Genomic DNA, 26,893 nt, shown 5'->3' with positions numbered 1-26,893 from the left:
ATCCCCTTCTAAAATAATACCCACATTATACACGATTTCCCAAAGTTATTATACAACCTTCAGCATAACAAAAAAACTCATCTGCAATTTAGGATTGCAAATGAGCTTCTTTCAGTGAATGACATCTAGCTTTGCTCAAGAAATTGGTAAACTGCCATCATTTCTTGTTTATTCAACTCACGAATGCGATTGAAAATTGGAATATCAGCCACCGCCTCAATATTTGAGCTGTCTTTAACAACATCACTTACTTTGCCGGTCAGCCATGTTTGCACGTCTATGCCTTCAACAATTTCCTTAAGCCCTTCATCATTGATGCCACTTGCATAACAGCTAACACATGGTACAGATAATTTAAACACGCCATCATGGAGCCCATCTTCCGAAATTACTCTTTTCCCTTTGCAAAATGGACATGGCTCGCTTGCTTTAATTTTATTTATTAAGGTAACAATTTTTTTGTAACCAAACGCTTCATAGACATAGGTCAGTTTTTTGTATTTGCCATTGGTGAAATACTTATCAATGATCGTTTCTCTCGTTTCAGTGATATTGGCAAAATCACAGACGGTGATCCGATTATTAACACTGATGGATTCGATACTGTTGCTAATACGGCCCCAGAACGGCAGTACATTTTGCAAGACCATTTCGTAGTGGGAAAAGCTCGCGACCTCTAGTTCAAGCATTTTCAGCGCAGCTTGCGTCTCCCTAGGCAATAGAGAAACCTCTTCCGTCAAAACCATATCGCCCCCGACAATCGCTTTCATTTTGTCTAGAACCTGTAGATTTCCAACGGTTTTAATGACTTGATCAAGAGGCTGCTGAATAATCTCACGAATATCCGTTTCGCCAAACTTCAGCTTTTTATGATGCTTTAATACCGTTCCTTGACAAATTGGGCAAGTAATCAACTTTTTGGATTCTTTTATACGCTCTTTAATCTCCGATTTCGATACCACCATATACATCCCAATGATGTGATTAAAGCCTTCCCAAGTCCTTGATGCCTTGCCTACTTTATCATAGAATGACTTTTCCCAATATCCGTACAAAAAAGTATGCTTTTCTGCGTCTGTCATCTCTGCATAACTTTTGCTTATATCCTGGCCGAGCTCATTTTTAATCTCTTCAAAAATAAATTTTATTTTTGGGAATTGATAAAACTTCAAAATATCCATTACATCTGGATACAATAAGCCATCCCAGAATGACGCGGTTTTGTCCTGAATCACAATATCAAAATCAAATTTTTCAATTACACGGCGGCCCGAGCAGCATGGGCAATGATTGCCTTGATTATAGAAATCGAAGCTATTCGTATCTTTATTGGTTGGATGTGCCGCCACAATATGGTTGATTAAGCCGCCAATTTCGTAGAGAAAAGTATATTGGCTGTACAAGTGGCGTTCCAAATCGATGGCGATAACGGGTGCAATGGTATCCGATTCATATTCGCCATAAATGAGACGAGCCATTGATGATAAACTTTTTAAAATGCCGCCTTTATAAACGTTTTCTGCATTTTTAAAATAGGCAATCTGGTTTTCTTTTAAATAATTAACGCCATTTTTTTGATCAAGTGTTGAAGGAATATGCAAAGGAGCAGCTTTATCTTCATTGTTTTGTTCCCGGTAATAATCATCATGACTGATAACATCAAGATGCTCCACGGGTGCAAGCTGTCTTTTGCCAAAATCAACGATAAAATCAGAGCTTTCCAGCATATACGAATTATGCTCAATCATGATCATGGAGACGGATTCATCCTGTAGAATGACCCTCACACTATCAATGAATTGATTCAAAATATTTTGTGATAACCCTTTTGATGGCTCGTCAAAAATAAATAGCGTATTCGGGTTTCTGGAGCCCGCAAACAACTCAGAAACTAAATGAACACATTGAAATTCACCCGTTGATAAGGATTGTGTTTTTCTCTCCAACGTCAAATAACCAAGTCCTAGCTTGATCAATAAGCTCAAGCGTTTATGAGCGATGTCTTCATTTGGCAGCTCAACAATAATATCTTCAATCGAGCGCTGAAAAATATCATCAATATCATCACTATATTTTGTAAGCTTCTTTTTAATATCTAGAAAAGTGGCTACGGTTGACCGGCTAGTGATTGATTGGTTTCGATCCTGCCCAACCATAACCAGCTTATCTTTCGGATAGCGCTTCACAAAATCTTTGGACATGCACTCATTAACAAGTGTGGATTTGCCACAGCCTGACTCGCCTGTAAAAGTGACCAGTCTATTTTTAGGAATCTGAATTTCACTGATTTGAATATTCCGGCAGTGAAGATCAACAAATTGATAATATTCTGTTGGTGCTGCCTCGTTTCGTTCCCCGTGGATTGGCTTTGGTCGAGGTGATTCTTCCACTATTTTTCCGCCGTATTTACCGCTGCCAGGGCCAAAAAACAAATGCTTGTCCGCTGTGTCCAGCACCGTGTCAGAATGGTCAATGAGCCAAATTTGATTTTTAACTCCCAATTGTTTAATCTCAGCTAAAATCTTCAATAACGTTTGATGATCAAGACCTACGGAAATTTCGTCGATGATAATAACCGTATTCTCACTTGTAGCCATAAATTCAGCCAAGTAGAGCCGCGTTACTTCTCCACCTGACAATGTCCCCATAATCCGATTTAACGTTAAGTAACCAATATTCATATTGATTATATTTTTTAAAATATTTTGTTTACCTTCACTAATCTTTAAAACTTCTGCTAGTGAATAAATGGTTTCCACACTGAAGTCGTTGATGTCCGATATACTCTGTGCTTGATCCAATAACTCAAATTTATATTGTTCAACTTCTTGATTGTAACGTTTTCCCATACATTTTTTACATTCGATATTTTTAGTTGTTCCGCGGCCTTTACAGTCTGGACACCAGCCTAATTCATTATTAAATGAAAAAACTTCTGGAGAAAGATTATACTTTTCAGCAAGAGCAACTCGAATTTCAGTAAACACGCCAGTATGCGTACCAATAGTTGAACGAGGATTTGAAGAAATGGATGATCGACCTAGAAAAAGGACAAGCGGCATTTCCTCCATCTTAATGGCACTGAAATTGGTTTCCATAATATTAGGAAAGAGATACTGATACTCCGCCTTTGGCAATAAGGAAACGAGACGTTTCTTCGATTCTTCACCAATGGTTTGTGAAAAAGTTGTTTTTCCAGATCCAGATAAACCCGCTATGCCTAACGATTTATCTACTGGCAGTACTTCATCTAATTTGTTAATATTGTTCGCAATTAATTGCTTTATTTTCATTGTGATCTCCTCTCCAATCTCTAAAAATTTGTCTCTGTATATGATAAAAGCAAGCTTCTACAGCCAACCTGCTATGTTTGCTCATTTAAAATAATTTCAAAAAGCATCTTATCAAAAAAAAAGAGCACAATTCTTACTGCGGAATTGCGCCCTATTTTTTAAAAATGATTTATTTGTATTGATGAATTAAGTTTTGTGCTGTAAAACTGGCATCATGAAAGTTGAAAAATCATATTACAGTTCGGCTAACACTTTTCCAAGCTGATTGCCCTTGTAAGTCCAAGCAGATGTAGCTCCCTCAATTGCTCCCGGACGGGATTTTGTTTCTTCACTAAATCCAGTTTGATCGAGGTGTAGATGAACCGTTCCATCTGAACCTTCTTTCAAAGTCCATGTAATTGTCGTATTTTCTCCGGCACTTATCCAAGTGTATGATAATGTATGAGGCTCGTCTACTATAAGTACTTCGCAATCTACAATGCCGTTCCACCATTCGGAAGGCTCCGTTTTGAACTGAAATTTATGTCCAACGACTGGTTCAAAATCATTATTCCAAATCCATTTCGCAAGCGTATCTGAATCCGTTAAAGCATTCCACACTTGGTCGATTGAGCTTGTAAATTGATAATCTAATGATACATCTGGTTTCATTTTTTTTCCTCCAATATAAGTTTTAATTTATCTATTCTTTCATTCCAGAATCCTTCGTAAAATGATACCCAATCTTTTATTTCTTTCAACGGATTAGCATTCAACCGATATCTCGTTTCTCTGCCAACCTTTTGAGCAATGACAAGATCAGCATCTTTCAGGATTGCCAAATGCTTGGATACCGCTGTTCGACCCATTTGAAAATGAACCGTTATCTCATGTAGGGGCAAGTCTTCAACTTCTGCCAACAATTGAATTAGTTTTCGCCTTGTTGGATCGGCAACAGCGTCGTAAACATCCCTCATCTGACCTTTATCGTTCAAAACCACCCCCACCTTTTCATTATTATTTACTGTAACGCTGCCAATTAAACGACATTACAGCTTATTAAGACACCTTTTGGAGTCATATTTATTATAGGACACCAAAAGGTGTCGTGTCAAGTTTCTTATTCATCCATAATGTGGCCTTTAAATCTTACTTTGTTAGTTTAACAGAGTACCCTGCTTACATAAAAAAGACTCTTCAGCCGTGTAGCTAAAGAGTCTTTCTATCCATCTAATCTTATCTAAAGTTTAGTTTATCATTACAACTAATGATCCGATTCATCCCATTTTTTCGAATAGGCTTTTTTTGTAACCCAAAGTGTCAGCCATGTGAGCAATACAACGATAATACCCGAAAAAATCCAAACACCTGCAGGAACGTTCATCTATATGTACCCCCTCTTTGTCTACTCCCTCTATTTTACAAGATCCCATTCGATTATTTTCAACAGATCCGTTAACAAATTCGTAACTTTTCTAATCATAAATCATCATGGACGGAGTAGCAAATAACGGATTACACTTCATGAATTAACCTCTATGGTGAACGATAATATCAATCGGATAACGACCAGCATTGCGTCCGTAAAGCGTCAAACCACCTTGTTCGGCTTCGAGCTGGAGCTTAAAGCTGCGATTTTTGTTCAGCTTAGCAGTCAATGCACTAGGTAAAATAACTTTGCAAAGATAACCGTATGATCCTGCATCCTCCAGCTTATTAGAAACCGCTTGATAGTGCCAAGAAAGAACGCCACGGCTATCCGCTGGATCATCTGTCAACACAATCGTATCAACTAGCTGTCCATCAATGAGAACATTCAGCTTAGCTTCATGGCGATCCGAATCCGTCATAAAATAAGAGTTTATATTGTACTCAGGATCTGACAGCGCACCATGCATAAAGGAAATGTCCAGCTTTTTCTGAATGCTTTCCTCAAGATCACGTTTTAGCAGACGCTTGGAGCCCGCTTCAAAAAACAGTTCAATATCATAAATCATCGTTTGCTCCGAAATGGATGGCAGCTGTACATCATACGTAAATTGTCCTGCAATTCCGCCATTCACTTTCTGATTCTGCAACGAATTCCAGCTATGCGGCCACTCGCTATCGGTGAAACTTGCAACCGGCACGCTTATTGTTTGGCCGTCAACCTCATATTTCCCATTAGTTTGACCGCTGCGAACGTCGAAAGTAACGAAGTTGCGTGTAATCGTTTTGCCATCGGAAGACAAGAGACGTACTGCAATTACCGCAACCGCATCCTGCTGAGGCATTTTCAAGGAAAGCGGCTGCAATGCACTTACGCCGAATCCGTTCCAGTCAATGATTTCTTGTCCTGATTGTGCGACAGTACGTACACCAAAATGATCATACGACAGCTCCCAAGCCAGCTGAAGCGCTTGACCATGATAACGATCCGAGAAGCTGGAACGCAAAAGCTCCAATGTAACCTGTGCGCCTGTATCCAGCGTTTGACAAGGAGGTGCATCAATAACGATAAAATCTGGCGAGTGCAAATCTGCGATCGTCATGCCAGGAACGAACCACTCGTAGCCAAAATGCTTGTCGGTACCATCCAAACGGTAATAACCATTAAACTCATTTACAACATCGCGGAACTCCGTAAATACGAAACCGCACATTTTATCATGACGGCGGAATTCATTCATCATATATCGGTAATGCCAAGCTAAGTCGCTATCTCCTGCTCCGCCTTCGATCCCCCACACATTGCCGCATTCGCTGTTCATTAATGGTGCATCTGATTGTACATTGCCCGCAGTATAGTTAAAGGTAGAACCTACGAACGTTTTATCAACGACCTCTGTTACATGGTTTCGCAGCTCATTGTAGCCATTAATGTAGAAATGCCAAGTGTTAATATCAGATTCCACATGATCATAGTTACATGGTGAATTATCTTCAACTATACGGGTTGGATCAACCTGTTTGGCCCAACGATAGATGGAACGAACCCACTCCTGCGTTTGCGGCAAATAATTTTGCGGATGTGATGCATCTGTTGTTAGTGACGCGGATTCACTTTCCGTTTTCAAGCCCCATGTCTCATTAAACATGACCCAAGAGAAAATCGACGGGTGATTGTAGTCACGATCAATAATTTCACGCGCTTCACTCTCGTAAGCAAGCCGTGCCTGCTCATCCGGGTCCCCCCAGAAGCATGGCATATCCTCCATTACGAGGATTCCAAGTTTGTCAGCCCAGTATAGCTTGCGCGGCTCTTCCGGCTTAATGTGAATTCGAACAAAGTTCAAGCCTAAACGTTTCATAAGGAAAATTTCATCATGCATTTCTTGATCGGACGGATACGTGAAAAATCCGGTTGGATGGAAGGATTGATCCAACGTTCCATTCAAATAAACAGGTTTGCCATTCAACATAATCCAGCGATAATTTCGATCGTCTACAAGTGCAGTTGAAATTTCACGAATACCGAAATAAGTGCTGATAACATCCGACTGGCCATTGCTGGACAGGGAAACTTCGCCTTCATATAAGAAAGGAGATTCTGGACTCCACAGCTTAGGATCTGCCACTACAAATGAAGTGCTGATCGTATTGGCTCCTTCTGTCAGCTCTGCTTCGAATTGATGTGATACAGCACCTTCTGCAAACAAGAAGGAAAGCTGAGCATGACCTGCGCGGCTTGCTATCACTCTAGTCGTAACTTGTATAGTACCGTCCAATTTTGTATTAAACTTCGAATCCTGTAAATAGTTTTGAGGACGAGCCTCCAGCCATACGGGCTGCCAAATGCCGCGGATTTCTCCATAACCTTGCTTACCACGGCCTTGGAATGAATGATCAAAATCTTCAACACGAACCGTAATCGAGTTTGTGCTGTCGATTGACCATACGTCTGTTACATCAAATTCGAAATGGCCATATCCGCCTTCATGCGAACCAATGGAGATCCCATTTACCCATACGTCGGACTTAAAATCGACCGCTCCAAAGCGAAGGATTACTCGCGCATCAGCTAGCTCTGGTGCCCAATCCACTTCCCTATCGTACCAAGCGATTCCATTATCATTGCTGCCGATTCCCGACAACGGGCTTGACCAGGAGAAAGGAACAGTGATTTCCGACTTTAAGGATTGACCCTTCGATTTTTGCCAATCTGCACCGATGCCGCGATTCTCATGATCAAATTCAAAGGACCATGCTCCATTCAAATTCAACCATTCCGAGCGCTGCCAATCTGGCCGAGGAAACTCAGCTCGAGGGATGTTCACTTGTGAAGCATGTACCGTATTTAAAGACATTATTAATCACACTGCCTCTCCATTGATATTTTGATGACGTTCATAAGATTAATTAAAAAGTTAATTATAAACTGAAATAACAACCATTTCGTAACAAGAATACGTCTTCATTAACTTGTTTGTCAACTATTACTTTGAAAACCCGTGATAAACCTATTATATAGTTAACTATTAAGTTACTCTAATATATGGTGAATCCTCATTGATATCAAAAAAAGGAAGCTGGCCTTAGCCAAGCTTCCTCCAAATATAATGCTAAAGCTTTCTGATCTGACCGATAAATATCTCGGAAGTCAGCCATCTCCGGAATATAAGAAATAACATAACTGACGGCAGGCTTGTCAATGCTCCAAGCTGCAGCATTAATGTACTGTCCATTTCTCCTCCTGAGCTTGCTAACTGTACTAATTTCATTATCGGTGTTTGCAGCTCCATATTAGAAATATAAATTAACGCTGGTAAGTATGAGTTCCATAATACGACGAAATGGAGCAAACCAAGCGCAAGCAATGGCTTCCATATTTTCGGGATAAACAGAGTGAAAAACGTATGCAGTTCCCCTTTTCCCGACAGCTCGGCCTCAGCCTTTAAGTCGGCGTATCTACTGTTGAAAATACTTTTGAGAACAAAAACCGCCGCTAAATTAAAAAAGCCGAATATCATTTGCGGAATAATCGTATTGACCATTTCCAGGCTCCGTACGAATAGGTACTCATTAATCATCCCGCTTCCCATCGAAATGACGATAAGAAGAAACAACTTATACAGGCTGCGCCCTGGCAAATGTTTGACAGTCAGCGGATAAGCGAGTGTGACAGTCATCAATAAAAATATAATTACAGCAACAAAGTTAACGACTGAATAAGAAAAAACGTTCCAAAACGATATGAAGCTCCACACCGATTGCCTTGCTTCTCCGGTTCCAGTAAACGGATAGATGAACAGCATATACAGTAAAAAAATGACAACGATTGAATATATGCAAGCTGTCACAATCCCAATTATGCTGCGTCCATTATTCGTTGTTTTAATGTCCGCTGCACCAGTGTGATTACGGAATAATTGCTTTAAAAACAGTCTTTTTACAATGAAAAAAGCGATGATCGTAAAGAGCAGTTGAACCGCAAACTGAAAAATGCCCGCAGCAGCGGAAGGACTTACATTCATCATCAAAAAACCTAATTGAAAAATATAAGCGTCAAGCGTCTCTCCTGTCTTCGATACCAAGGGATTCAGCAAGCTTCTAATGAGCTCATAGTCCGTGGACATGATGGCAGACAGCTGCAGCACCATAAAAGCAGCTACCGCTTTCAGTGCTGGAATCACATTCATTACAAGGTAGCTATTCCCGATGCCTGCAAGCCCCGTTTCTTGCCGGTTCACTGAAGCATGCTTCGAGGCTATAGCTGCAAGCGCGATGATGATCGGAATACCGCATGTTTTTAACACTTCAACGAATACAATGATCGGTCGAAATAATGTCTCATCCCCCAAAATCAGTGTCCCCGAGGTTAGAAAGGGAGATGTGCTTATCGACAGTATATAAATGAAAATATACACAAAAACAATAGAAGGAATGAAAAAAGGAATAAGAAATAAAGACGAGAACAGCCCTCTCAACCACTTGTAACGAATATTGCTCAGAGCAAGCGCCAAAAGGAATGCGATACATCCGCTAGCCAGTGTATAACCCGTTTTGATAATAAATGTATTTACAATTACCCTTAGGAAGTTCTCATCGTTAAACAATTGGGCAAAATGATTAAAGCCTACCCACGAACTCTCAAATAGGCCAACAAAAACTTTGTAGTCGACAACCGATAGAATTATACCGTTAGCAAATGGAAGCAGCTTAAAAATCAATATGAGCATAAGAGCGGGAATGACGATCAAGTAATGCAGCTTGAACTTCCATATTCTCTGAGGAAGACTGTCTGGATCATGTAATTGGTTATGTAGATTGCTTTGGGCATTAGGCGGATGATGCTCCATAATAAACCCCTTTCTTTTTCCGTAATTTTACTAAATTATAATGATTTAGTTGTATGTTGTATAGCTTCAATATCACTCATTTTCACTGCAGCTTTTGATTATTCGGCTGTTCTTGTATAATAATCCGATATAAATGGACGCAGTAAGGGAGTTGTATAATGTCTAATCATAAATGGAACATAGGCATTGCCATTCTGTTTATTGTATTTTCCAGCCTTCTGCTAAGCTTCTTTCTCTCCACGCTTCGGATAAAGGATCTGCTGCAGCCAATTCTCTCAAGCGAGGTAAGCCAGAAACCTCCTTATCACATTGTCCTCATCTCCCAAGAAATCGATAATCCATATTGGCGATCAATTGAACGAGGTGCAAAAGATGCAGCGTTTGAATTTGGGATGGAGCTTGAATATACAGGACCGTTTCGCATTAATCCCGCGGAGCAAATGAAGCTGCTGGAGAAAGCTATTGCAGCCAAAGCTGATGCGCTGCTCGTACAGGGGCTTAGCGACCCGCAGTATATCGATTTAATTAATAAAGCGATTAGCTATGGCATTCCTGTCTTAACGATTGATACAGATGCTCCTAGCAGCCGCAGGCTCTCTTATGTCGGCACAAACAATTTCGATGCCGGCAAAGTTATGGGTGAATTGGTTGCCGAAGCGGCTGGAAATCATGGGCAAATCGCCGCTTTAATCGGAAACGAGCAAGCCCCCAATCAGCAGCTGCGGCTTGCTGGATTTCGAGAGGTTATTTCACGTTACCCCGAGCTGAATCTTGTCGAGGTGCGCTCCTCAAACATTTCACGCCTCCAAGCATCAGGGGAAACAGAGGAACTGCTTCAGCACTATCCACATCTGAATGTAATGGTCGGATTAAGCGCACTCGATGCGATCGGCATCGTGGAGGCCGCTGAACGCATTCGGCCAAAAGGCCTGCAAATTTTTGCATTTGATGCGCTCGATGAAACTTTGGAGCTTATTCGCAGTGGAATCATCCATTCAACCATTGTTCAGCAGCCTTACGACATGGGCAATGAAGCTGTATCGCAGTTAAACGATTACCTCCATGGCAAGGAGCTTCCTGTGCAGCATTATACGAAAATATCGGTACAAGGCCAGAAGCCCTTCGTTCAAGAAAATGGAGAAACCAGCCCATGACTATTCGGACTAAGCTGCTCATTTTCATCCCATTACTCGTTCTGCTCATTAATTTGGTTACGTTCTTTTTATTTCAAAGTGGAAAGATGGTTCAGCAAAGCTATAATCAAATGATCGATCGTATCCTTTTGTACAACCAGTCCTCCAAGGTTGTAGAGAACAACTTAAGTACGCTGCATAGCTATTTGCTTAATCCAGACGACAGCAATAAAAAGCGATATGATCATAGTCGAGTGGGACTTCAGGATCTGCGCTTGCTGCTCCAAGAAAAGTCGAATGTTTCCATATCTTCCTCCACTATTACTAGCTACGTTCATCTGTTAGATACTTTTTTGGAGCAGCAGCAAGACGCTTTCATTGCAGCTTCTGCCGAAAGGTCGAAGGTGTCGCTCACTCAATACGAGAATGCGGAAAGGACAGCAAGCTTCATACAAGAGGACAGCCAGCAGCTGGTTGAATTGGAGTTAAACATTTATGAACCTGTATATGAGCAGATTCAAGCAGAAAATAAACGCATGTATTGGCTCGGTGCCGCCGTCTTCATAACGAACACTCTGCTGAGCATTTTACTTGCCATATGGATTTCACGCAGCATTACTGGACCTGTAAGCAGTCTTGTCTCACGTGCGAAGCAGATCTCCAAGGGACATCTAAAGCAAAGCTCAAACGAGCTGCAAGCCAAGGATGAGCTTGGCGTATTATCAGGCGCATTCGAGCAAATGTCGAGCGACCTCCTCGAATTGATGGAGCGGGATAAAGCAAGCCTGGAGAAGGATCGACTCGTAAAGGAATTAGAGCTGCAAGCGCTGCAAAGCCAAATTAATCCGCATTTTCTCTTTAATACGCTTAATGTGTTATCCAAGCTAGCGCTCATTGAAGGAGCCGAGAAAACAAGTGATCTCATTATTTCGATGTCCAATTTACTGAGATATAACTTGCGCAATCTGGAGCATGCGGTCACGCTCAGAGATGAGGTAACACATGTAGAGGAGTACTTCACTATTCAACAAGCACGCTTTCGCGACCGCATTCAGCTGGTGAAGGATATCGACCCATCTGCATTGTCATATCACATTCCTGCGCTCACGCTTCAACCCATCGTAGAAAACGCCTTTGTTCATGGCATTGAACGTATGGAGAATGGAGCGAAGATCCGACTTGAAATAAAGCGTGATCAGCATCATGTATGTATCTCCATTTCCGACAATGGCAGCGGTATGACGGAAGAGATTCGAGATTCGCTGCTCCGAATGGAAGCTGGCGCATTCACCGAACAATCAACAGGCCTTGGCACAAAAAATGTGTTTAAGCGCCTCCAACTATTTTATGGTCTACATGGATTAGTCGATATTGAAAGCGAACGGGGCATCGGAACGACAGTCACAATCCGAATACCTGTCAGAGAGGACGGTGAAAACATACATGTACCGACTATTAATCGCGGATGATGAAGCACTTGAGCGGGAAGGCTTGGAATTGATCATTGAACGAATGCTCCCGAATACCTTTCAAATAATCCATGCCGAGAATGGACGTGTCGCGATAGAAAAAGCAGAGGAATATCGCCCCCATATCGCACTTATGGATGTCAATATGCCCGGCATTCAAGGTTTAGAAGCGATACGCGAAATCAAGCATACCTTGCCTGATGTGAAATTCGTCATGGTGACCGCTTATGATTATTTTGCATATGCCAAAGAAGCTCTTTCTCTCGGAGTGAAAGAGTATTTAGTCAAGCCTGCCAAACGCGAGCAAATCATACATACGCTTCAGCAGCTCATACAGGAACTCGAGCTGGAGAAGAGGAAACGCTCAGACGAACTAGAGCTGCGGCATAAAGTTTCTCAATTAATGCCTTTAGCAGAAAATGAACTCGCTATGATGTTTATGGTTGATCATGTTACAAATACCGATATCGAGCAATTATCAGAATGGCTCAGCTTTCCACTAGGACAAGGCTGTGCGATCGTGATCGCATTTCCCGAGCATGTCAAAGCTAATCCCAAGCAAAAAGTTTACGATACGATTAGAAGCTTTATCAAATCATCTTTAACGAATAGTATTGTAAGCTCCTTAATTGATCGTCATATGGCCATCTTCATCAATCATGATAAATCTGTTGTGGACGCAGATTGGAAGGCAGCCGGAACCGCTTTAGGTGAAGAACTATGCACGATCGCAGCACGTCAGCTTGAGGTTGACATCTTAGTCGGCATCGGAAAAACGCGCTCGGGTGTTGAGGGTTTGCGCAAATCCTATTTCGAGGCTGTATTTGCTTCCAATTATTATGAGCAATGTGGCAAGATATGCCACTTTGATGAATTGATACATGGTGCAGTCCCTTCACTGAATCGTAATAACAAGCAGCATGAACATGTGGAAGCTATACCTGAAGCGTATGTTATCTCAGCAATGCAGCGTATTCGAGAGCAGCGGGAGCAGCAAACCCAATCCGTGCTAGACCGCGCACAACGTTTTATTCAAGACAACTATACGAAGGACCTCTCACTCGAAGAGGTAGCCGAATCCGTTCATCTAAACCCACACTATTTCAGTAAAATATTTAAGCAGCAAGTAGGCACAACCTTTATCGAATATGTCACTACCCTTCGTATCGAAAAGGCGAAAGCGTTAATGGCAACTGGAAAACTGAGTTTAAAGGAAGTTTGCTTTGAGGTCGGTTATAATGATCCAAACTATTTCAGCCGTGTCTTTAAAAAAGTGACCGGCGTCCCCCCCTCCGACTACCGGGGATAAAAAATGAGCAAAAAAGTAAAGTCCATGCTGCAACGACATGGACTTTTTTGTGCTGGGATGACAACAAAATGCTAGTTCTCTTTATTCGTTTCCCTGTGCTTGCAATGTCTAAAATAAATGCGGGAACAACACTCATTAATGCAGGTTTTTACGAGCGGATTCGCTCTTTTTGCATGCTATAATAAAGTTCGTTTTCACGCAGGAAAGGTTTTTGACAGAGAGGAGAAACGGATATGGAAATGCCGATTACTAACAAAAATGAACAAGTAAGCATGAAATTTGTGACGCTTGTTTCCATTGTTTCCGCTCTTGGCGGATTATTATTCGGATTCGATACAGCAGTCGTATCAGGTGCTGTCGGTTTTATGGAGGATCGATTCGACTTATCTAAGCTTCAAGTGGGATGGGCTGTATCGAGCTTAATTATTGGCTGTATTGTCGGCGCGGCGATGTCTGGTATTTTGGGAGACCGCTTCGGACGTAAAAAGGTACTTATTGCTGCCGCGACTCTATTTATTATCAGCTCGATTGGCTCAGCTGTTCCGGATACCTTTTCCGCGTTTATTATAGCTCGGATTATTGGTGGAATCGGAATCGGAATTACCTCTACGTTATGCCCGCTTTACAATGCCGAAATTGCACCTGCAAAATATCGCGGCAGACTTGTTGCACTTAACCAACTCGCCATCGTTACAGGCATCTTTCTTACTTATTTCGTAAACCTATGGATTTCCGGCTCAGGTGACGAAGCATGGGGCATCGCCTCCGCTTGGCGCTGGATGTTCGGGGTTGGCGCTATACCTGGTTTGTTGTTTTTGATTTTGCTATTTTTTGTGCCCGAGAGCCCAAGATGGCTGATCAAGCAAGGGCGCGCAGCGGCAGCTCTTCCGATCTTATTACGTATTCACGGCGAAGAGCTCGCCAAAAAAGAAGTGATCGATATTAAGCATTCGTTCGAGCAAGAGAGCGGTTCGATTCGGCAGCTATTCTCTCCTGGGCTTCGAATTGCATTAATTGTAGGAGTTGGACTTGCTGTGCTCCAACAGGTGACAGGCATCAACGCCGTCATGTATTATGCGCCAGAAATTTTCAAAGCAACAGGCGCAGGAACAAACGCTTCATTGATCCAAACGATTTTGGTCGGCTTTATCAACTTATTGTTCACCCTCGTTGCTCTATGGCTCATTGATAAAGTAGGACGCAAAGCGCTTCTGCTCGTTGGTTCGGCTTCTATGACAATTTGTTTGATTGTTATAGGCATCGCTTTTCAAACGGGACATGCAGCAGGTCCACTCGTGCTTATTTTTATTTTATTGTATGTGGCTTCATTTGCTATTTCGCTTGGACCGGTCGTATGGGTCATCATGTCTGAGATCTTCCCTAACCGTATTCGCGGAAAAGCGACGGCTATTGCTGCAATGGCGCTCTGGGCAGCGGATTATCTCGTTTCACAGTCGTTTCCGCCTATGCTTAGCTCTGCTGGACCAGCCGCTACGTTCTGGATTTATGGCGGCATGGCCTTGCTCGCCTTCTTGTTTACATGGCGTGTTGTACCGGAAACCAAAGGAAAATCACTTGAAGAAATTGAAGCTTTGTGGGCGAAGTAATATCTCTGTATAATGGGTTTAGGTTATAAATCTATTTATAGGAGATAAACAAATGGACTTCCGACTAGATTTAATTGAAAATAAGATCGAATTTTTTGAAGCCTATGACTTGAAGACGCTAGAGTTAAAAATCGATCAGCAAATTGAAAATAATAAAGGTTTGCTGCTAGAGGTGTTCCACGTCAGCCATCATGCTGTTTTTAATCCTAAAATCGAAAAGATGCTTTATAGTGCGGTTGTTCACTTTAAAGCGAAGAAATAGCGCTATAAGGCATACAAATCCTCCCGACTCCAACAGTCGAGAGGATTTTTTAAAATATAGGAAAGGATATCATTTTCTCATACTTATCTTATATTTCACCATCTAAGCTACACAGCGTCTAAAGAACGCCTAAGGCGTTTTTGCTTGTTACGTGCTTAAAAATCTCTGAGTCAAATCTCCGTCAAACGTATAATAGTCGAGATGCGGCATCTCGTCCTATCCCATTAAATAAAGCTCTTTAATGAAGGCGGACGCCTCATCCTGCTGTGCTGCTCGTATGCATAGGCGAGTTTAATGAGCATCGGCTCCTCAAAAGCCCTCGCAGCGAATGTCACACCAAATGGCACTCCTTTTGAAGTATAGCCAGCTGGCACGACAATTGATGGATAACCTGCACGCGATGTAATCCTTGCACCAAAGTCAGCAGGAAAAAGCAGCGCGTCAAGCTGATGCTCCTTCATCGTCGCATCTATTCCCTCTTCCTTGCATAAACGGAGATCTGCAAGCCGATCTCGAAGATAAGGAAGCTCAGTCTGCGTACCTGAAGTCGTCGTTTCTGCTAACAGCAGAGTAGACTGTCCATACTTCAAGGTTTCAACCGGATGCTCGTTATTAAAAGCAATTATGTCCTTGAGCGAGCGAATTTTGCCGTTTGGAGGCAGCTTGGACAAATATGCGTTTATCGAGGATTTGAATTCATTCAGCACTACCGATGAATAAACGATTTGCCTAGCAGTTCTTACATCAGCCGGGTCAATGATGACCGCGCCTTGTTTTCTCATCACCTCTACTGCGTCGTTAAATATGGCTAGCTGCTCGTCCGTTAATTCCTCAAAAAAATAATCTCTAGGAATGCCAATTCGTGCACCCTCAAGACCTTTCGGATCAAGGAAAACACGATAATCCTTATGTTTTTTAAAGTACCCCGCACCCATTGCAGCATCCCTGTCATCATGCTCCGTTATAACGTTTAATAAGATCACTGCATCCGTTACGGTTCTTGCCATTGGACCCGCAGTATCCTGTGAGTTTGAGAGTGGTAATATGCCTGATCGGCTCACCAGTCCAACGGTCGGCTTAATGCCCACGGTTGAGCTTAAATTGCCTGGATTTAAGATCGATCCTGAGGTTTCCGTGCCAATCGAAGCCATACAAAAATTACAAGCCACCGCGACGCCTGAACCAGCGCTTGATCCGCCTGTCGGCGTAGATATGTTGTAAGGATTAAGAACTTGGCCGCCCCGTGAGCTATAGCCAGACGGCATTCCATCTGTCATAAAGTTAGCAAACTCCGTCATATTCACTTTCCCTAATATAATGGCCCCCGCTTCGCGCAGCCTTTTTACAATAAAAGCATCTACTCCCGCATAGGAATTGGCAAGCGCAAGCGAGCCAGCGCTCGTATGCATGTTATCCCCTGTATTAATATTATCCTTGAGCATGATGGGGATGCCGTGAAGCGGACCTCTTGGGCCTTGGACAGCTCGTTCGCTGTCTAATGCAGAAGCTATAAATAAAGCATCGGGGTTAAGCTCAAGCACCGAATTTATCGTGAGTCCATCTTTATCATGCGTTGCAATTCGGTCAAAATAAAATAGTACAAGTTCGCGAGATGTGATCTCGCCAGATTCCAAAGCGGCTTGAATGGACGAAATGGTTGCCTCTACGATTTCCATGCCTCTTATACCCCTCATCAACCCGAATATGTACGATATGAGCCTAGTATATACTATTTTTTGGTAATGAACATCATTGATAAAAGCAAGCTAATGAGCTTAGACAAGAAATATTTCAGACAAGGAATGATTTTCATTAGAAAAGAAACAATAATAACGATTGATTCCATAAAGAAGCTGGCAATACCTTTATATTCTCCACACTCAAACCATTAATTCAACAATCCGCTCCCTTTTAGCAGCTTTCTTCAGTATGATAGAGACATAGAACAAATTCACACATAACCGCCTACTTGGAGGAATGAATGACTATGACGATGCTGATGAGCAGAATTGTACTTGGAATAGGAGGTTTGGCGGTCCTTTTTATCGGTTTACTTACCGTGATTAGTTATTATTTCTATTACGTGGCAATCAAACGAAACTCCAAAGCATTTTTAAGCAATAATCAGGATTTAGCGCAAATTCACGGAGAAAAGGAAACGGATGATCAAGCTGCCATTGCGCTAGCAGACGAAACTGGACCAACACCGGTTGAGGCTATAGGGGTAGAATGGATAGAAAAACAAGCATATGAAATTTGGCACCTTACTTCAAGTGACGGTCTCTCCTTGGTCGGCTATTACCTTGAAGCCAAAACTTTGACGTCCAAAACCGTCATTCTTGCACACGGCTATTCCTCGCAAGGGAAAGATATGGGCAGCTTCGCTAAATTTTATTATGACAGGCTTGGGTATAACGTGCTCATGCCTGATGATCGAGGTCATGGCGATAGTGAAGGCGATTACATCGGCTTCGGCTGGCCAGATCGGAAGGATTATCTCCTTTGGATAGACGAGGTCGTACAGAAACTTGGTGAATCGGTGCAAATCGTGCTGCACGGCATTTCGATGGGTGGAGCGACTGTGATGATGGTAAGCGGTGAAAACGTTCCAAAACAAGTCAAGGTCATTGTGGAGGACTGCGGCTATACGTCCGTTACCGATCAGCTCTCTTATCAACTAAAGCGGATGTACAAGCTGCCTGCTTTTCCGATTTTACCTGCAACTAGCTTATTAACCCGCCTTAAAGCAGGTTATAGCTTCGAGGAGGCATCTGCAATCAAGCAGCTGGATAAAAATAAGCTGCCCATGTTCTTTATTCATGGTTCCGCCGATACTTTTGTACCTACAGAAATGGTGTGGAGGCTTTATGAAGCTTGTAAAGCTGACAAAGATATTTATATCGCCGAGGGTGCTGGTCACGGCATGTCCTATGGTACGGATACAACAGCCTATGAACAAAAAGTGGCGGCATTTCTCAGTCGATATGTTATGAATGGATAGTGTCTAAATGATTCTTTATTTTGCACATAACCTATACCACTCCCTGATATGAATATACAGACAGAATCATTCTGATTCAGAGGAGGGTGTGCATTTGGGACCATTTGCAAACGATTTATTGCAAAGTAAGGTCGTTCTCATAACGGGAGGAGCGACCGGACTTGGACGCGCCATGGGTGAGAAATTTGTTGCGTTAGGCGCTAAACTCGCAATCGCCAGCCGCCGTGAGGCAGTATTGAAGCAAGCGGCTGAAGAAATGAGCTTGCCCACCAGCACCGTTTACTACAAAAGCTGTGACGTTCGCGATCCATCACAAGTTCATGAGCTGATTGAAGCCGTCGAGAACCATTTTGGACATATCGATATCCTCGTCAACAACGCTGCAGGAAATTTCATCAGTCCTACCGAGAGGCTCTCTCCAAGAGCAGTAGATACGATCTTACATATTGTTTTACACGGCACCTTTTATACGACTCTGGAGATGGGCAAGCGGTGGATTGAACAAGGAAGAGGCGGTACGATGTTGAACATCGTCACCACCTATGCTTCTACCGGCTCGGGATATGTTGTACCTTCCGCTGCTGCAAAAGCTGGCGTTCTTGCGCTTACAAGATCGCTCGCCGTTGAATGGGCACCTTACGGCATTCGCCAAGTTGCGATTGCACCAGGTCCCTTTCCGACAGAAGGCGCCTGGTCTCGCCTTTCTCCCACTCCTGAGCTTGAGGAGAAGATGATAAGCCGCATCCCCTTAAAACGTGTTGGCGATAAAGAAGAACTAGCTAATTTAGCCGCCTATTTAGTTTCGGATTTCGCACATTATTTGAATGGTGAAGTTGTAACGATTGATGGCGGCGAGTGGCTGCAAGGTGCAGGGCAATTCAACAGCTTAGCAGAGGTGTCCGATAAGCAATGGGATGAGCTGGCTGAAATGACGCGCAAGGGTAAAGGTTGAGTCGCTCAGCCGCATCCTATGAATCTTTGAAAAGAAAAGCAGCTCATTTCTCTAAGAGTCATGAGCTGCCATCTTGTTCAAGCATAGCTTCTACAAAACTATAGCTTGATCTGCATCAATTAAACTTCGTTGCCTGGGGCTGTGTCACCTAAAGGATAGCCGCCTGAGCGGTTTCCTCCGGTACGATTTCCACCAGTACGGTTTCCTCCCGTGCGATTGCCGCCTGTACGGTTTCCTCCAGTACGGTTTCCACCAGTACGGTTTCCTCCCGTGCGATTACCGCCTGTACGGTTTCCTCCCGTGCGATTTCCACCTGTACGATTGCCTCCCGTGCGATTTCCACCGGTACGGTTACCGCCTGTACGGTTTCCTTCGCTACGATTGCCTGTTGAGCTGTTTTTTGCATTTTTCTTTTCTTTTGGCATATTTGTAATACCTCCTCTAGAAGATACTTACAACATATGAACCAACTCTATCTTTTGTAACCAGACATTTGATTGTTTTATAGATTTGGACTTTTATCTATATTCAAGCTAGCGTTACAAACGTATAAATATTCATTTCCAGCATTCACATTATCGTGCAACCAATGCAAAAGTCGACAACGGTTTTGTATGATCTTGCTTCACCGCTTCTTGAAGTAAACCAATCTCCGAGTTAATGAGCGTTTTTAGCTTGCTTGGTATTTTGGTAAGAGCTTTCAACTCATGTGGATAATCTTCTAATGTCATATTAATTTCCCATTTGCCATCTTGTAACTCCGAGGAATATATCGATATTTCATCAATTATATCCCAGCCAGCATTCACTATAATACTTCGAATATCACTTTGAGAAAATAGCGTGCGTATATTAGACGAGCTGTTTTCCTTAAAACATTCACATTGTGCTTGGATTAAAGCCGCTAAGAAATGAGGAGTTTGCTCCGGATATTGAACTCTTAAATCCCATTCAGCAAAACAAAGCTGTTTCCCCCATTTCTTCACTTTTTCCATAATGCTCGTTAATTGTTCAAACGATTCTAAATACCATGAGCAATGAGACAATACAATAAAATCGAAGGATTGATCAGGATAATTTATCTTATTGGATAAAATATCAACCTCAAAGCTCATTTCTAGTCGATTTCCTAACTCAGATCTTTTCAAATGCTCATAAGCTTCACCTAATGTGATCGGAGCTCCATAATCAGGGGAAGCAATATCAATCCCTTGAACATAGCCGCTTTCTCCAGTCAAAAAAGCAAGAACTGCTGTTGTATCCCCTTGCCCGCAGCCTATTTCGAGCACTCTACTGCCTTTTGTTATGCCCCAAAATTGTGCTAATTTCAGTCGATGCTCCGTCTGTATTTTTTGTATCGAAGTATCCTCACCAATAACAGCCATACAGTTCACAATGGTTTGAATCGTTTCGTCGTTGTCCATAAATCCCCTTTCCAACCGCTTGAATTCGAATCTCTATTTTTCATTTTACCATGTTATAACGCCTATTTATTTTCTATTCGGTTTCCATCAGGATCAATCACAACTCCGATCCCTTTTTCAAACCATCTTGCAGGAAAACTTTGGTGAATAAACGAATATAGTCAGGCATGCTTAGAAAAATTTCTGGTGACGAAGGAGAAATAAAATGAGCGAGCAAGCTGCAAAGACACTTACAGGTCAAAAAGCAAAATTCGGTCACACCATCCAAGTGCGGCTGGTCTCGGACTTAAAGAAATCCCAGGAATACTACCGTGATATGCTCGGCTGCCATATCGATAACTGGGGACATGCGGAACGAGACGGAATGACCGTGATTCTACAACAGGCGGTTTCCCCAGAAGATGTACGACCTAATGCACGCTCACAAAAACGTCCAGACTACCCAACGGAATGGGAAGGCCCCGACTATGGATGGGACACATTTATTCATGTGAGCTGGGATGACTTGGACTCACTTATTGAGGAAGTGCGTAGGCTTGGCGGACATATTGCTGTCGAACCGTTTACTGATGCTCACGGCAATCACGAATTTAAAAACGCTTATATCAAAGACCCTGATGGTTATCACATCGTATTGGGCGCTATGCGAGAAAACCACCGTTCGTAGTATAAATACAACACCAGATGAAGACTCGTTTGGGGGGAAGATAATTAAAGAGATTGTCTCGGAAGGCATCACCTTAAGAGACAATCTCTTATTCATTTTAGACACCTTTGTCATATACTTTTTTCCACGACTTCCCTATTTCAACTCTGTGCTTATAAACAAGAATTGCAAAATTTCCAAGCCATACGAGGAGTATGGCAGCCGAGAACATCCTTATATACAAATAAACGGAAAGAAGCAGCATGCCAACCACAACCTGCAAGCCATCCGCCTCAGTGGATTTAGGCTTATTTTTATATATCATACGGCTCACACCGGCCATCAGCGCTAGAATTACGGCATAAACCAAAGAAACCTCGAACCCCGTGAGCGCACTCCATATACCAAATGTGACAGCAATAGCTTTGCCGCCCTTCCCTTTCAGGAAAGGAGAAAAGGCATGCCCTGCGACAGGCGCGATGGCAAGCGGAACGATTAGATAACTATGATTATAGCTGCTTCCCATTATAAAAAGCACTGGCAAGTACCCTTTCAAAAAATCCAATAAAATACCGACCACACCGAATTTATATCCAGATGACTTCCAAAGATTCAAAGCACCAGGGTTGCCGTCGCCAACCGCTTTTATGTTTTTTTTGCGAAGTAGACCAAGCCAGTACGAAAACATAAGAGAACCCGATAGAAATGAACCCGCAATCCATAATATGATCATAGGTCCCTCTTGCCCCCTACCCGGATGTGCCTGCCTTTCCAGCTTACATGCCCTAGAATAACCACCTGATACATGGAATAAAGCATAACAATGATAAAAAATAACGAAGCAAAAACATGGAGCAGCGGAATAACGAGCCCAAAAGCACCTACATACTTCGTGAAGTAAAATAATTGAATCAAATAGACGAAATAACCGATTAAGAGAGGCAAAGCCCATGAGGTATTCGCAAATATAAACACCGTTTCCGATAGAAGCAATCCTACCACCCAAATAGCTATCGGAATAATCGTCCACGGACTAAGCGTCGAAGTGCTTAACACCGCCCCTTTGCTAAATCCTTCAATTTCGCTTTGAATGCCTTGCGGATACATGCGGAATGAAACCAAGCCATATCCGATAAAATTAGTGACTGGAACCCCCGCTGCCATAAATTTCGAGCCTAGAAACAAATCGTCCAGCACTTCAGATTTTACGCTTTCGTGGCCATTGATTTTTTCGTAATCCTCCCTTAAAGCGACAATGCAGGAGCCATAGAGCCCTTTCATTGGGTTTTTCTTTTCAAAGACCGATGTAAACGCAAATATCCCAAGCACATTCATAATCAAAGCAAGCTTCTCATATAGCTTCTCGGTGTGATGAAAAGGAACAACAGAAATTACACCTTTCGATCGCTCCCTAGCCTTTATTAATGAAGCCAAGGCGTTAGGCGCCAGTCTTATATCCGCATCTAAAAATACAAACATATCACCAGAGGCCTGCAAATATCCATTCCATACCGCCCAGTTCTTACCTGTCCAGCCTTTAGGGAGGCTGCTGTTTGAAATCACTTTGACCCCATAGCCTTCAGCTATTTCTTTGGTTCGATCATCGGAATAATCATCTACCACAATAATTTCAAAGGGTTGAACCGTTTGCGACTTAAGGGATTCAAGCAAATGTGGTAAATTACATTCTTCATTTCTAGCTGGAATAATAATGGACAGTTTCCGCACGCTCTGATCTGTCTGATTCGTGACGGTCAGAGTGTTTTTTCTGAACAGAAAAAAACCAGAGAGACATCCGACTAGCATTAGAATGAGCATCCACATTTTCTAATCCCCCCTCATGTATTTATGTATATGAAGGGGCCGTCTGTATTATTTTAGTTTCATTGATTCCTCCATCCATATGGGAACGGTACTTTTTGCACGATGGCTTGATTGATAAGCTCACTTCGCCATATAATGAGAACAATCTTTCAAGCGAGGTGAATGGAATGTCTTTCCGAATGGTTCGAAGTAATTAGTTTCCGGGCTGGATAAAACGCGTGCCAGCTGCAGAGGGGATCGTCTGTCCTTCTGACCACATGAATCTAAATTTTGAACGTATATCGGCAGCAATCCATTCGTTTTTTATTATCCTCATTGGAAGGTGGAAGAAATATGAATGCAGTAGAATACAAACAATTTTATGATCAAGTCGGGAAAATCAACGGTTGGGATTTCAGCAAAGTGAAATCTGTCTCAGAAGGAGTCGCATGGGATTTTTATGATGAAGTCATCCAGTCGTGCAAGAAGTCTGATCTTTTGCTTGATATCGGCACTGGCGGCGGGGAAGCATTATTATCATTAGCGGATTCAGCTTTGCTTTTAATTGGCATTGATCTTTCCACAGGCATGATTGAGACCGCATTAAATAACTTAAAACAATCAAATAAATCAAATATACGCTTTTTACAAATGGATGCGGAGAAGCTCGATTTTCCTGACCACTTTTTCAATGTAGTCTCTTGCAGACATTCCGCATTTTCTGCCAAAGAAATCGCAAAAGTATTGGTGAACGATGGTGTATTTTTCACCCAACAGGTTAGTGAGCACGATAAGCTCAACCTTAAAGAGGCATTCGGAAGAGGACAGTCATTTGGTACAAAAAAAGGTGTCTTGAAAAATCAATATATTGCGGAGTTAGCTGATGCAGGCTTCACAGACATTCAGTCATTTGAATACAACGCAACCGATTATTTTGAGACGGCTGAAGACTTCATTTTTCTATTGAAACACACGCCAATTATTCCGAACTTCGGACAATCCGAGACAGATTTTCAAATCCTTCAACAATTTATTAAAAACAACCAAACAGAAAAAGGAATCAGAACAAATTCAGAACGATTTATGATTACAGCAAGGAAATAAAATAGAAAGGGATACCCGGTTATGGGTATCCCTTTTTTTTGCTCATAATGTTGGATGCTACAATAATGAAGTTATCTTATCAAGCACACCAGTAATATCAAGAAATACGATGATAATGACTAGAGGAATAATAAACCTGATAATAAAAAACCAAATCGTAAAGGCAGTGGCGCCAAAACGAGAATGCTGCAATAGCTCCTCTCGCAGTGTGCTTTTCTTCATTTTAAGCGGTACAAAAATCGAAATCAAAAACACGCCAAGCGGCATCAAAATATTACTAACTAAATAATCTGCTGAATCAAATAGATTTTTCGAAAAGATTAAAATGTCGGCAAAAGCACTATAGGATAACGCAGACGGAATGCCTACCGCAAATATGAATGCACCAAGCATATAGGCATATTTTGTTCTCTTCTCCTCTTTGCCTTTAACCATAGAAGCTACAATGATTTCTAGCATCGAGAAGGCCGACGTTAATGTTGCAAATAAAAATAACGCTAAAAAGCCTAATAAAAAAACTTCCCCAAAAATAATTTGATCAAATACCGCGGGCAAGACAACAAACAACAAGCCAGGTCCTTCCGCTGGTTCTAAACCTAGAGAAAATACAGCCGGAAAGATGGCCAATCCCGCTAATAATGCAATCAACAAATTCATGGTTACGATAGAAATAGCCGGTTGAATCAAACTTTCCTTTTTTGACAAATAAGAGCTGTATGTAACCATGACAGATACTCCGACACTTAAGGAGAAAAAAGCTTGACCCATCGCAAACAATACACTTTGGGATGTGATCCTTGAGAAATCAGGTGCTAGAAAAAACTTCACACCTTCCATCGCGTTATCCAGTGTAAGTGAGCGAATGATGAGTACGATAAAGAGTACAAATAAAGCTGGCATCAAAATTTTGCTCACCTTTTCAATCCCATTTTGAATCCCTTTTGCCACGACAACAACTGTCAAAGCCAAAAATACAAATTGTGCCGCAATAACTAAAATAGGATTAGCAATAGTATCGTTAAAAACCGCTCCATAATTTGCACCTTCACTAATAATTCCGCCAAACATACCTTTTGCAAAATAAATAACAATCCAACCGCCAATAACGCTATAAAAAGATAATAAAAGAAAGCAGGTAAATACCCCGAGCTTTCCGATCCAATGCCAATTGCTATGAGGAGCTAAGCTGCGATAAGCACTTATGGCTTCTTTTTGTGTGCTTCTCCCGATTACAAACTCTGCTAATAATAATGGGAAACCCATAAAAAAAGTGAATAAAATAAATAGAAGAAAAAATGCCCCTCCCCCGCTTATTCCCGTAACATAGGGGAGCTTCCATATTGCGCCTACTCCAATAGCAGAGCCTGCCGCGGATAAAATAAAACCAATCTTCGATGTCCATTGCGCTGATGTTTGCATACAAATCAATCCAGTCTATTTTTATTATGTCTTTTTTAAAAAATGTGAAAGACAAAAAAAGCCACATCTCTATCTTTAACGATAGGGACGAGGCTATTCACACGGTACCACCCTAATTGAAAACAAATTTTGTTTCCTGCTTATCGCTCTTTCGCTATTAATAGTCTACGGAATTATAGTACGGCAACAACGAAAGGTCAACCTTTATTGTCGATATTTTATTACCAAAAAACTTGCTGCCTTATTGCAAACGATCCCACAGCGCTGAGAAAGCTGCCGGCTCTAACTGAAAAAAGACAGGTGCATTTGAATATTTCACATAGTTTCCTTTAAACAACCACATTTGCACTTCCGTCTGATCCTTCAGCTTAAAGAACAAAACCTTCTGATTTTGCGCACCTTCGTTGTATATGCCTTCCTTGTACAGCTTATCCTCATCAATAGGTTTAGCATCATACAATGCTGTCATGAACGCATGAAGCGTTTGATCGATTGGGAATTTATTAAAATGCGGCTTACTATAATTCCAGCTATTATAATCCTGCCATCTTACTGATTCCATATGTTCCTTTACTTTCGTTTTTCCTATTAAATCTTCGCCATTCGCAATCGTAATGCCATTTAGATGTTCGTACAATTCAGCATAAATTTGTCCGTCATGTTCTTGGTAGGACATAATTCTAAAATCACTATCATATCCGTTAACGGAATAAATGTCAGCAACACCAATCGTTGAAGCTAGTTCAACATAATCTGTTTGCTTGCTCCACTCGTCAATACCAGCTTTTGTACGTCCAAGCTTGTCGCCGCGTAGCTCCTTCGCATTTTCCGCAGAGATGCGAGTGTGCGTTTGTGTATAAATATTGCCTTTATAAACGATTAGACCGATCATATCAGCCATGGCATTTGATTGATCTGGAAGCTTTATTTTCGGAATCGTAATCGCATTCGGGTCGTTTATAGGTTCAACCGGGTCTCTTTGTTCAATGGGCTCCGTTATATCAATAAGTAGTTTATTATCACTCATCCACCTATCTGAAATTATCCATCCAAGGATAACGACCAACAGTAAACTACCCACAATATATTGAAATCGTTTGATTCGAAATGGACTCGCTGGTTTCTGACGAAGCAGCTGTTGAGCGATTCTATTCTGTAAATCAGCCTCCGGCTCTATTTGATCCATAACATGCTTGTACGCCTTGTGATCCATA

Annotated in this window: 21 protein-coding genes; 9 read left to right on the top strand and 12 right to left on the bottom strand. The window is 41.9% G+C overall.

Annotated features, from left to right (window positions below):
- Window positions 1-125: 125 nt before the first annotated feature.
- The 5 genes from AC0VYE_RS14140 to AC0VYE_RS14120 form a co-directional block, all read right to left on the bottom strand.
- On the bottom strand, window positions 126-3,293 hold the full coding sequence (locus AC0VYE_RS14140; RefSeq protein ID WP_475448747.1) for an ATP-binding cassette domain-containing protein: 3,168 nt from the start codon (window positions 3,291-3,293) through the stop codon (window positions 126-128).
- Window positions 3,294-3,527: 234 nt separating this feature from the next.
- Window positions 3,528-3,944, bottom strand: a complete 417-nt coding sequence (locus AC0VYE_RS14135) for an SRPBCC family protein (RefSeq protein WP_475448745.1) — start codon at window positions 3,942-3,944, stop codon at window positions 3,528-3,530.
- Entirely contained in the window at window positions 3,941-4,249 is a 309-nt protein-coding gene (locus AC0VYE_RS14130) for an ArsR/SmtB family transcription factor (protein WP_372238995.1), read from the bottom strand. The genes AC0VYE_RS14135 and AC0VYE_RS14130 overlap by 4 nt, the downstream gene beginning before the upstream one ends.
- A gap of 552 nt (window positions 4,250-4,801) precedes the next feature.
- Window positions 4,802-7,558, bottom strand: a complete 2,757-nt coding sequence (locus AC0VYE_RS14125; protein WP_475448743.1) for a glycoside hydrolase family 2 protein — start codon at window positions 7,556-7,558, stop codon at window positions 4,802-4,804.
- A gap of 255 nt (window positions 7,559-7,813) precedes the next feature.
- On the bottom strand, window positions 7,814-9,550 hold the full coding sequence (locus tag AC0VYE_RS14120; RefSeq protein ID WP_475448741.1) for a hypothetical protein: 1,737 nt from the start codon (window positions 9,548-9,550) through the stop codon (window positions 7,814-7,816).
- 158 nt (window positions 9,551-9,708) lie between these two features.
- Between AC0VYE_RS14120 and AC0VYE_RS14115 the strand changes: the two genes are divergently transcribed.
- From AC0VYE_RS14115 to AC0VYE_RS14095, 5 genes are all read left to right on the top strand, one after another.
- Entirely contained in the window at window positions 9,709-10,704 is a 996-nt protein-coding gene (locus tag AC0VYE_RS14115) for a sugar-binding protein (RefSeq protein WP_475448739.1), read from the top strand.
- Window positions 10,701-12,152, top strand: coding sequence for a sensor histidine kinase (locus AC0VYE_RS14110; protein ID WP_475448737.1), 1,452 nt, complete (start codon window positions 10,701-10,703; stop codon window positions 12,150-12,152). Before AC0VYE_RS14115 ends, AC0VYE_RS14110 begins: the two co-directional genes overlap by 4 nt.
- On the top strand, window positions 12,127-13,461 hold the full coding sequence (locus AC0VYE_RS14105; RefSeq protein ID WP_475448735.1) for an AraC family transcriptional regulator: 1,335 nt from the start codon (window positions 12,127-12,129) through the stop codon (window positions 13,459-13,461). The genes AC0VYE_RS14110 and AC0VYE_RS14105 overlap by 26 nt, the downstream gene beginning before the upstream one ends.
- A gap of 233 nt (window positions 13,462-13,694) precedes the next feature.
- Window positions 13,695-15,068 (top strand): sugar porter family MFS transporter, encoded by a 1,374-nt coding sequence (locus AC0VYE_RS14100; RefSeq protein WP_475448734.1) that lies wholly within the window; start codon window positions 13,695-13,697, stop codon window positions 15,066-15,068.
- A gap of 52 nt (window positions 15,069-15,120) precedes the next feature.
- Window positions 15,121-15,330, top strand: coding sequence for a YrzA family protein (locus AC0VYE_RS14095; RefSeq protein ID WP_076268099.1), 210 nt, complete (start codon window positions 15,121-15,123; stop codon window positions 15,328-15,330).
- Window positions 15,331-15,554: 224 nt separating this feature from the next.
- Here AC0VYE_RS14095 and AC0VYE_RS14090 read toward each other — a convergent pair whose 3' ends face one another.
- Window positions 15,555-17,006 carry an amidase family protein gene (locus tag AC0VYE_RS14090; RefSeq protein WP_475448732.1) on the bottom strand — a complete coding sequence of 484 codons (1,452 nt, stop codon included), beginning with the start codon at window positions 17,004-17,006 and terminating at the stop codon, window positions 15,555-15,557.
- A gap of 305 nt (window positions 17,007-17,311) precedes the next feature.
- On the opposite strand from AC0VYE_RS14090, the gene AC0VYE_RS14085 reads away from it, so the two are divergent.
- Window positions 17,312-18,331: an alpha/beta hydrolase gene (locus tag AC0VYE_RS14085; RefSeq protein ID WP_475448730.1), complete on the top strand. Its 1,020-nt coding sequence runs from the start codon at window positions 17,312-17,314 to the stop codon at window positions 18,329-18,331.
- Between the two features lie 94 nt (window positions 18,332-18,425).
- Window positions 18,426-19,283, top strand: coding sequence for an SDR family oxidoreductase (locus AC0VYE_RS14080; RefSeq protein ID WP_475448728.1), 858 nt, complete (start codon window positions 18,426-18,428; stop codon window positions 19,281-19,283).
- Between the two features lie 148 nt (window positions 19,284-19,431).
- Here the strand turns inward: AC0VYE_RS14080 and AC0VYE_RS14075 are convergent, their stop codons facing one another.
- Both AC0VYE_RS14075 and AC0VYE_RS14070 read right to left on the bottom strand, forming a co-directional pair.
- Complete coding sequence (locus AC0VYE_RS14075) at window positions 19,432-19,689, bottom strand: hypothetical protein (RefSeq protein WP_475448726.1); 258 nt, start codon at window positions 19,687-19,689, stop codon at window positions 19,432-19,434.
- A gap of 169 nt (window positions 19,690-19,858) precedes the next feature.
- Window positions 19,859-20,707, bottom strand: a complete 849-nt coding sequence (locus AC0VYE_RS14070) for a methyltransferase domain-containing protein (protein ID WP_076268095.1) — start codon at window positions 20,705-20,707, stop codon at window positions 19,859-19,861.
- Window positions 20,708-20,912: 205 nt separating this feature from the next.
- On the opposite strand from AC0VYE_RS14070, the gene AC0VYE_RS14065 reads away from it, so the two are divergent.
- A complete protein-coding gene (locus tag AC0VYE_RS14065; protein ID WP_475448724.1) occupies window positions 20,913-21,374 on the top strand; it encodes a VOC family protein in 462 nt (153 codons plus the stop codon).
- A gap of 97 nt (window positions 21,375-21,471) precedes the next feature.
- Here the strand turns inward: AC0VYE_RS14065 and AC0VYE_RS14060 are convergent, their stop codons facing one another.
- Both AC0VYE_RS14060 and AC0VYE_RS14055 read right to left on the bottom strand, forming a co-directional pair.
- Window positions 21,472-22,086 carry a glycerol-3-phosphate acyltransferase gene (locus AC0VYE_RS14060; protein ID WP_475448722.1) on the bottom strand — a complete coding sequence of 205 codons (615 nt, stop codon included), beginning with the start codon at window positions 22,084-22,086 and terminating at the stop codon, window positions 21,472-21,474.
- Window positions 22,083-23,177: a glycosyltransferase family 2 protein gene (locus AC0VYE_RS14055; protein ID WP_475448720.1), complete on the bottom strand. Its 1,095-nt coding sequence runs from the start codon at window positions 23,175-23,177 to the stop codon at window positions 22,083-22,085. The genes AC0VYE_RS14060 and AC0VYE_RS14055 overlap by 4 nt, the downstream gene beginning before the upstream one ends.
- Before the next feature lie 333 nt (window positions 23,178-23,510).
- On the opposite strand from AC0VYE_RS14055, the gene AC0VYE_RS14050 reads away from it, so the two are divergent.
- Entirely contained in the window at window positions 23,511-24,260 is a 750-nt protein-coding gene (locus tag AC0VYE_RS14050) for a class I SAM-dependent methyltransferase (protein ID WP_475448719.1), read from the top strand.
- Between the two features lie 57 nt (window positions 24,261-24,317).
- On the opposite strand, the gene AC0VYE_RS14045 is transcribed toward AC0VYE_RS14050, so the two are convergent.
- Together AC0VYE_RS14045 and AC0VYE_RS14040 are read right to left on the bottom strand one after the other, a co-directional pair.
- The gene (locus tag AC0VYE_RS14045; protein ID WP_076268090.1) at window positions 24,318-25,679 is read right to left on the bottom strand and encodes a sodium-dependent transporter; all 1,362 of its coding nucleotides are present in this window, start codon (window positions 25,677-25,679) and stop codon (window positions 24,318-24,320) included.
- A 241-nt stretch (window positions 25,680-25,920) separates the two neighbouring features.
- Complete coding sequence (locus AC0VYE_RS14040) at window positions 25,921-26,892, bottom strand: hypothetical protein (protein ID WP_475448717.1); 972 nt, start codon at window positions 26,890-26,892, stop codon at window positions 25,921-25,923.
- Between the last annotated feature and the right edge of the window lies 1 nt (window position 26,893).

It is taken from the genome of Pristimantibacillus sp. Z349TD_6 (genome assembly GCF_056173205.1).
This window is presented reverse-complemented; position numbering and strand designations above follow the sequence as displayed.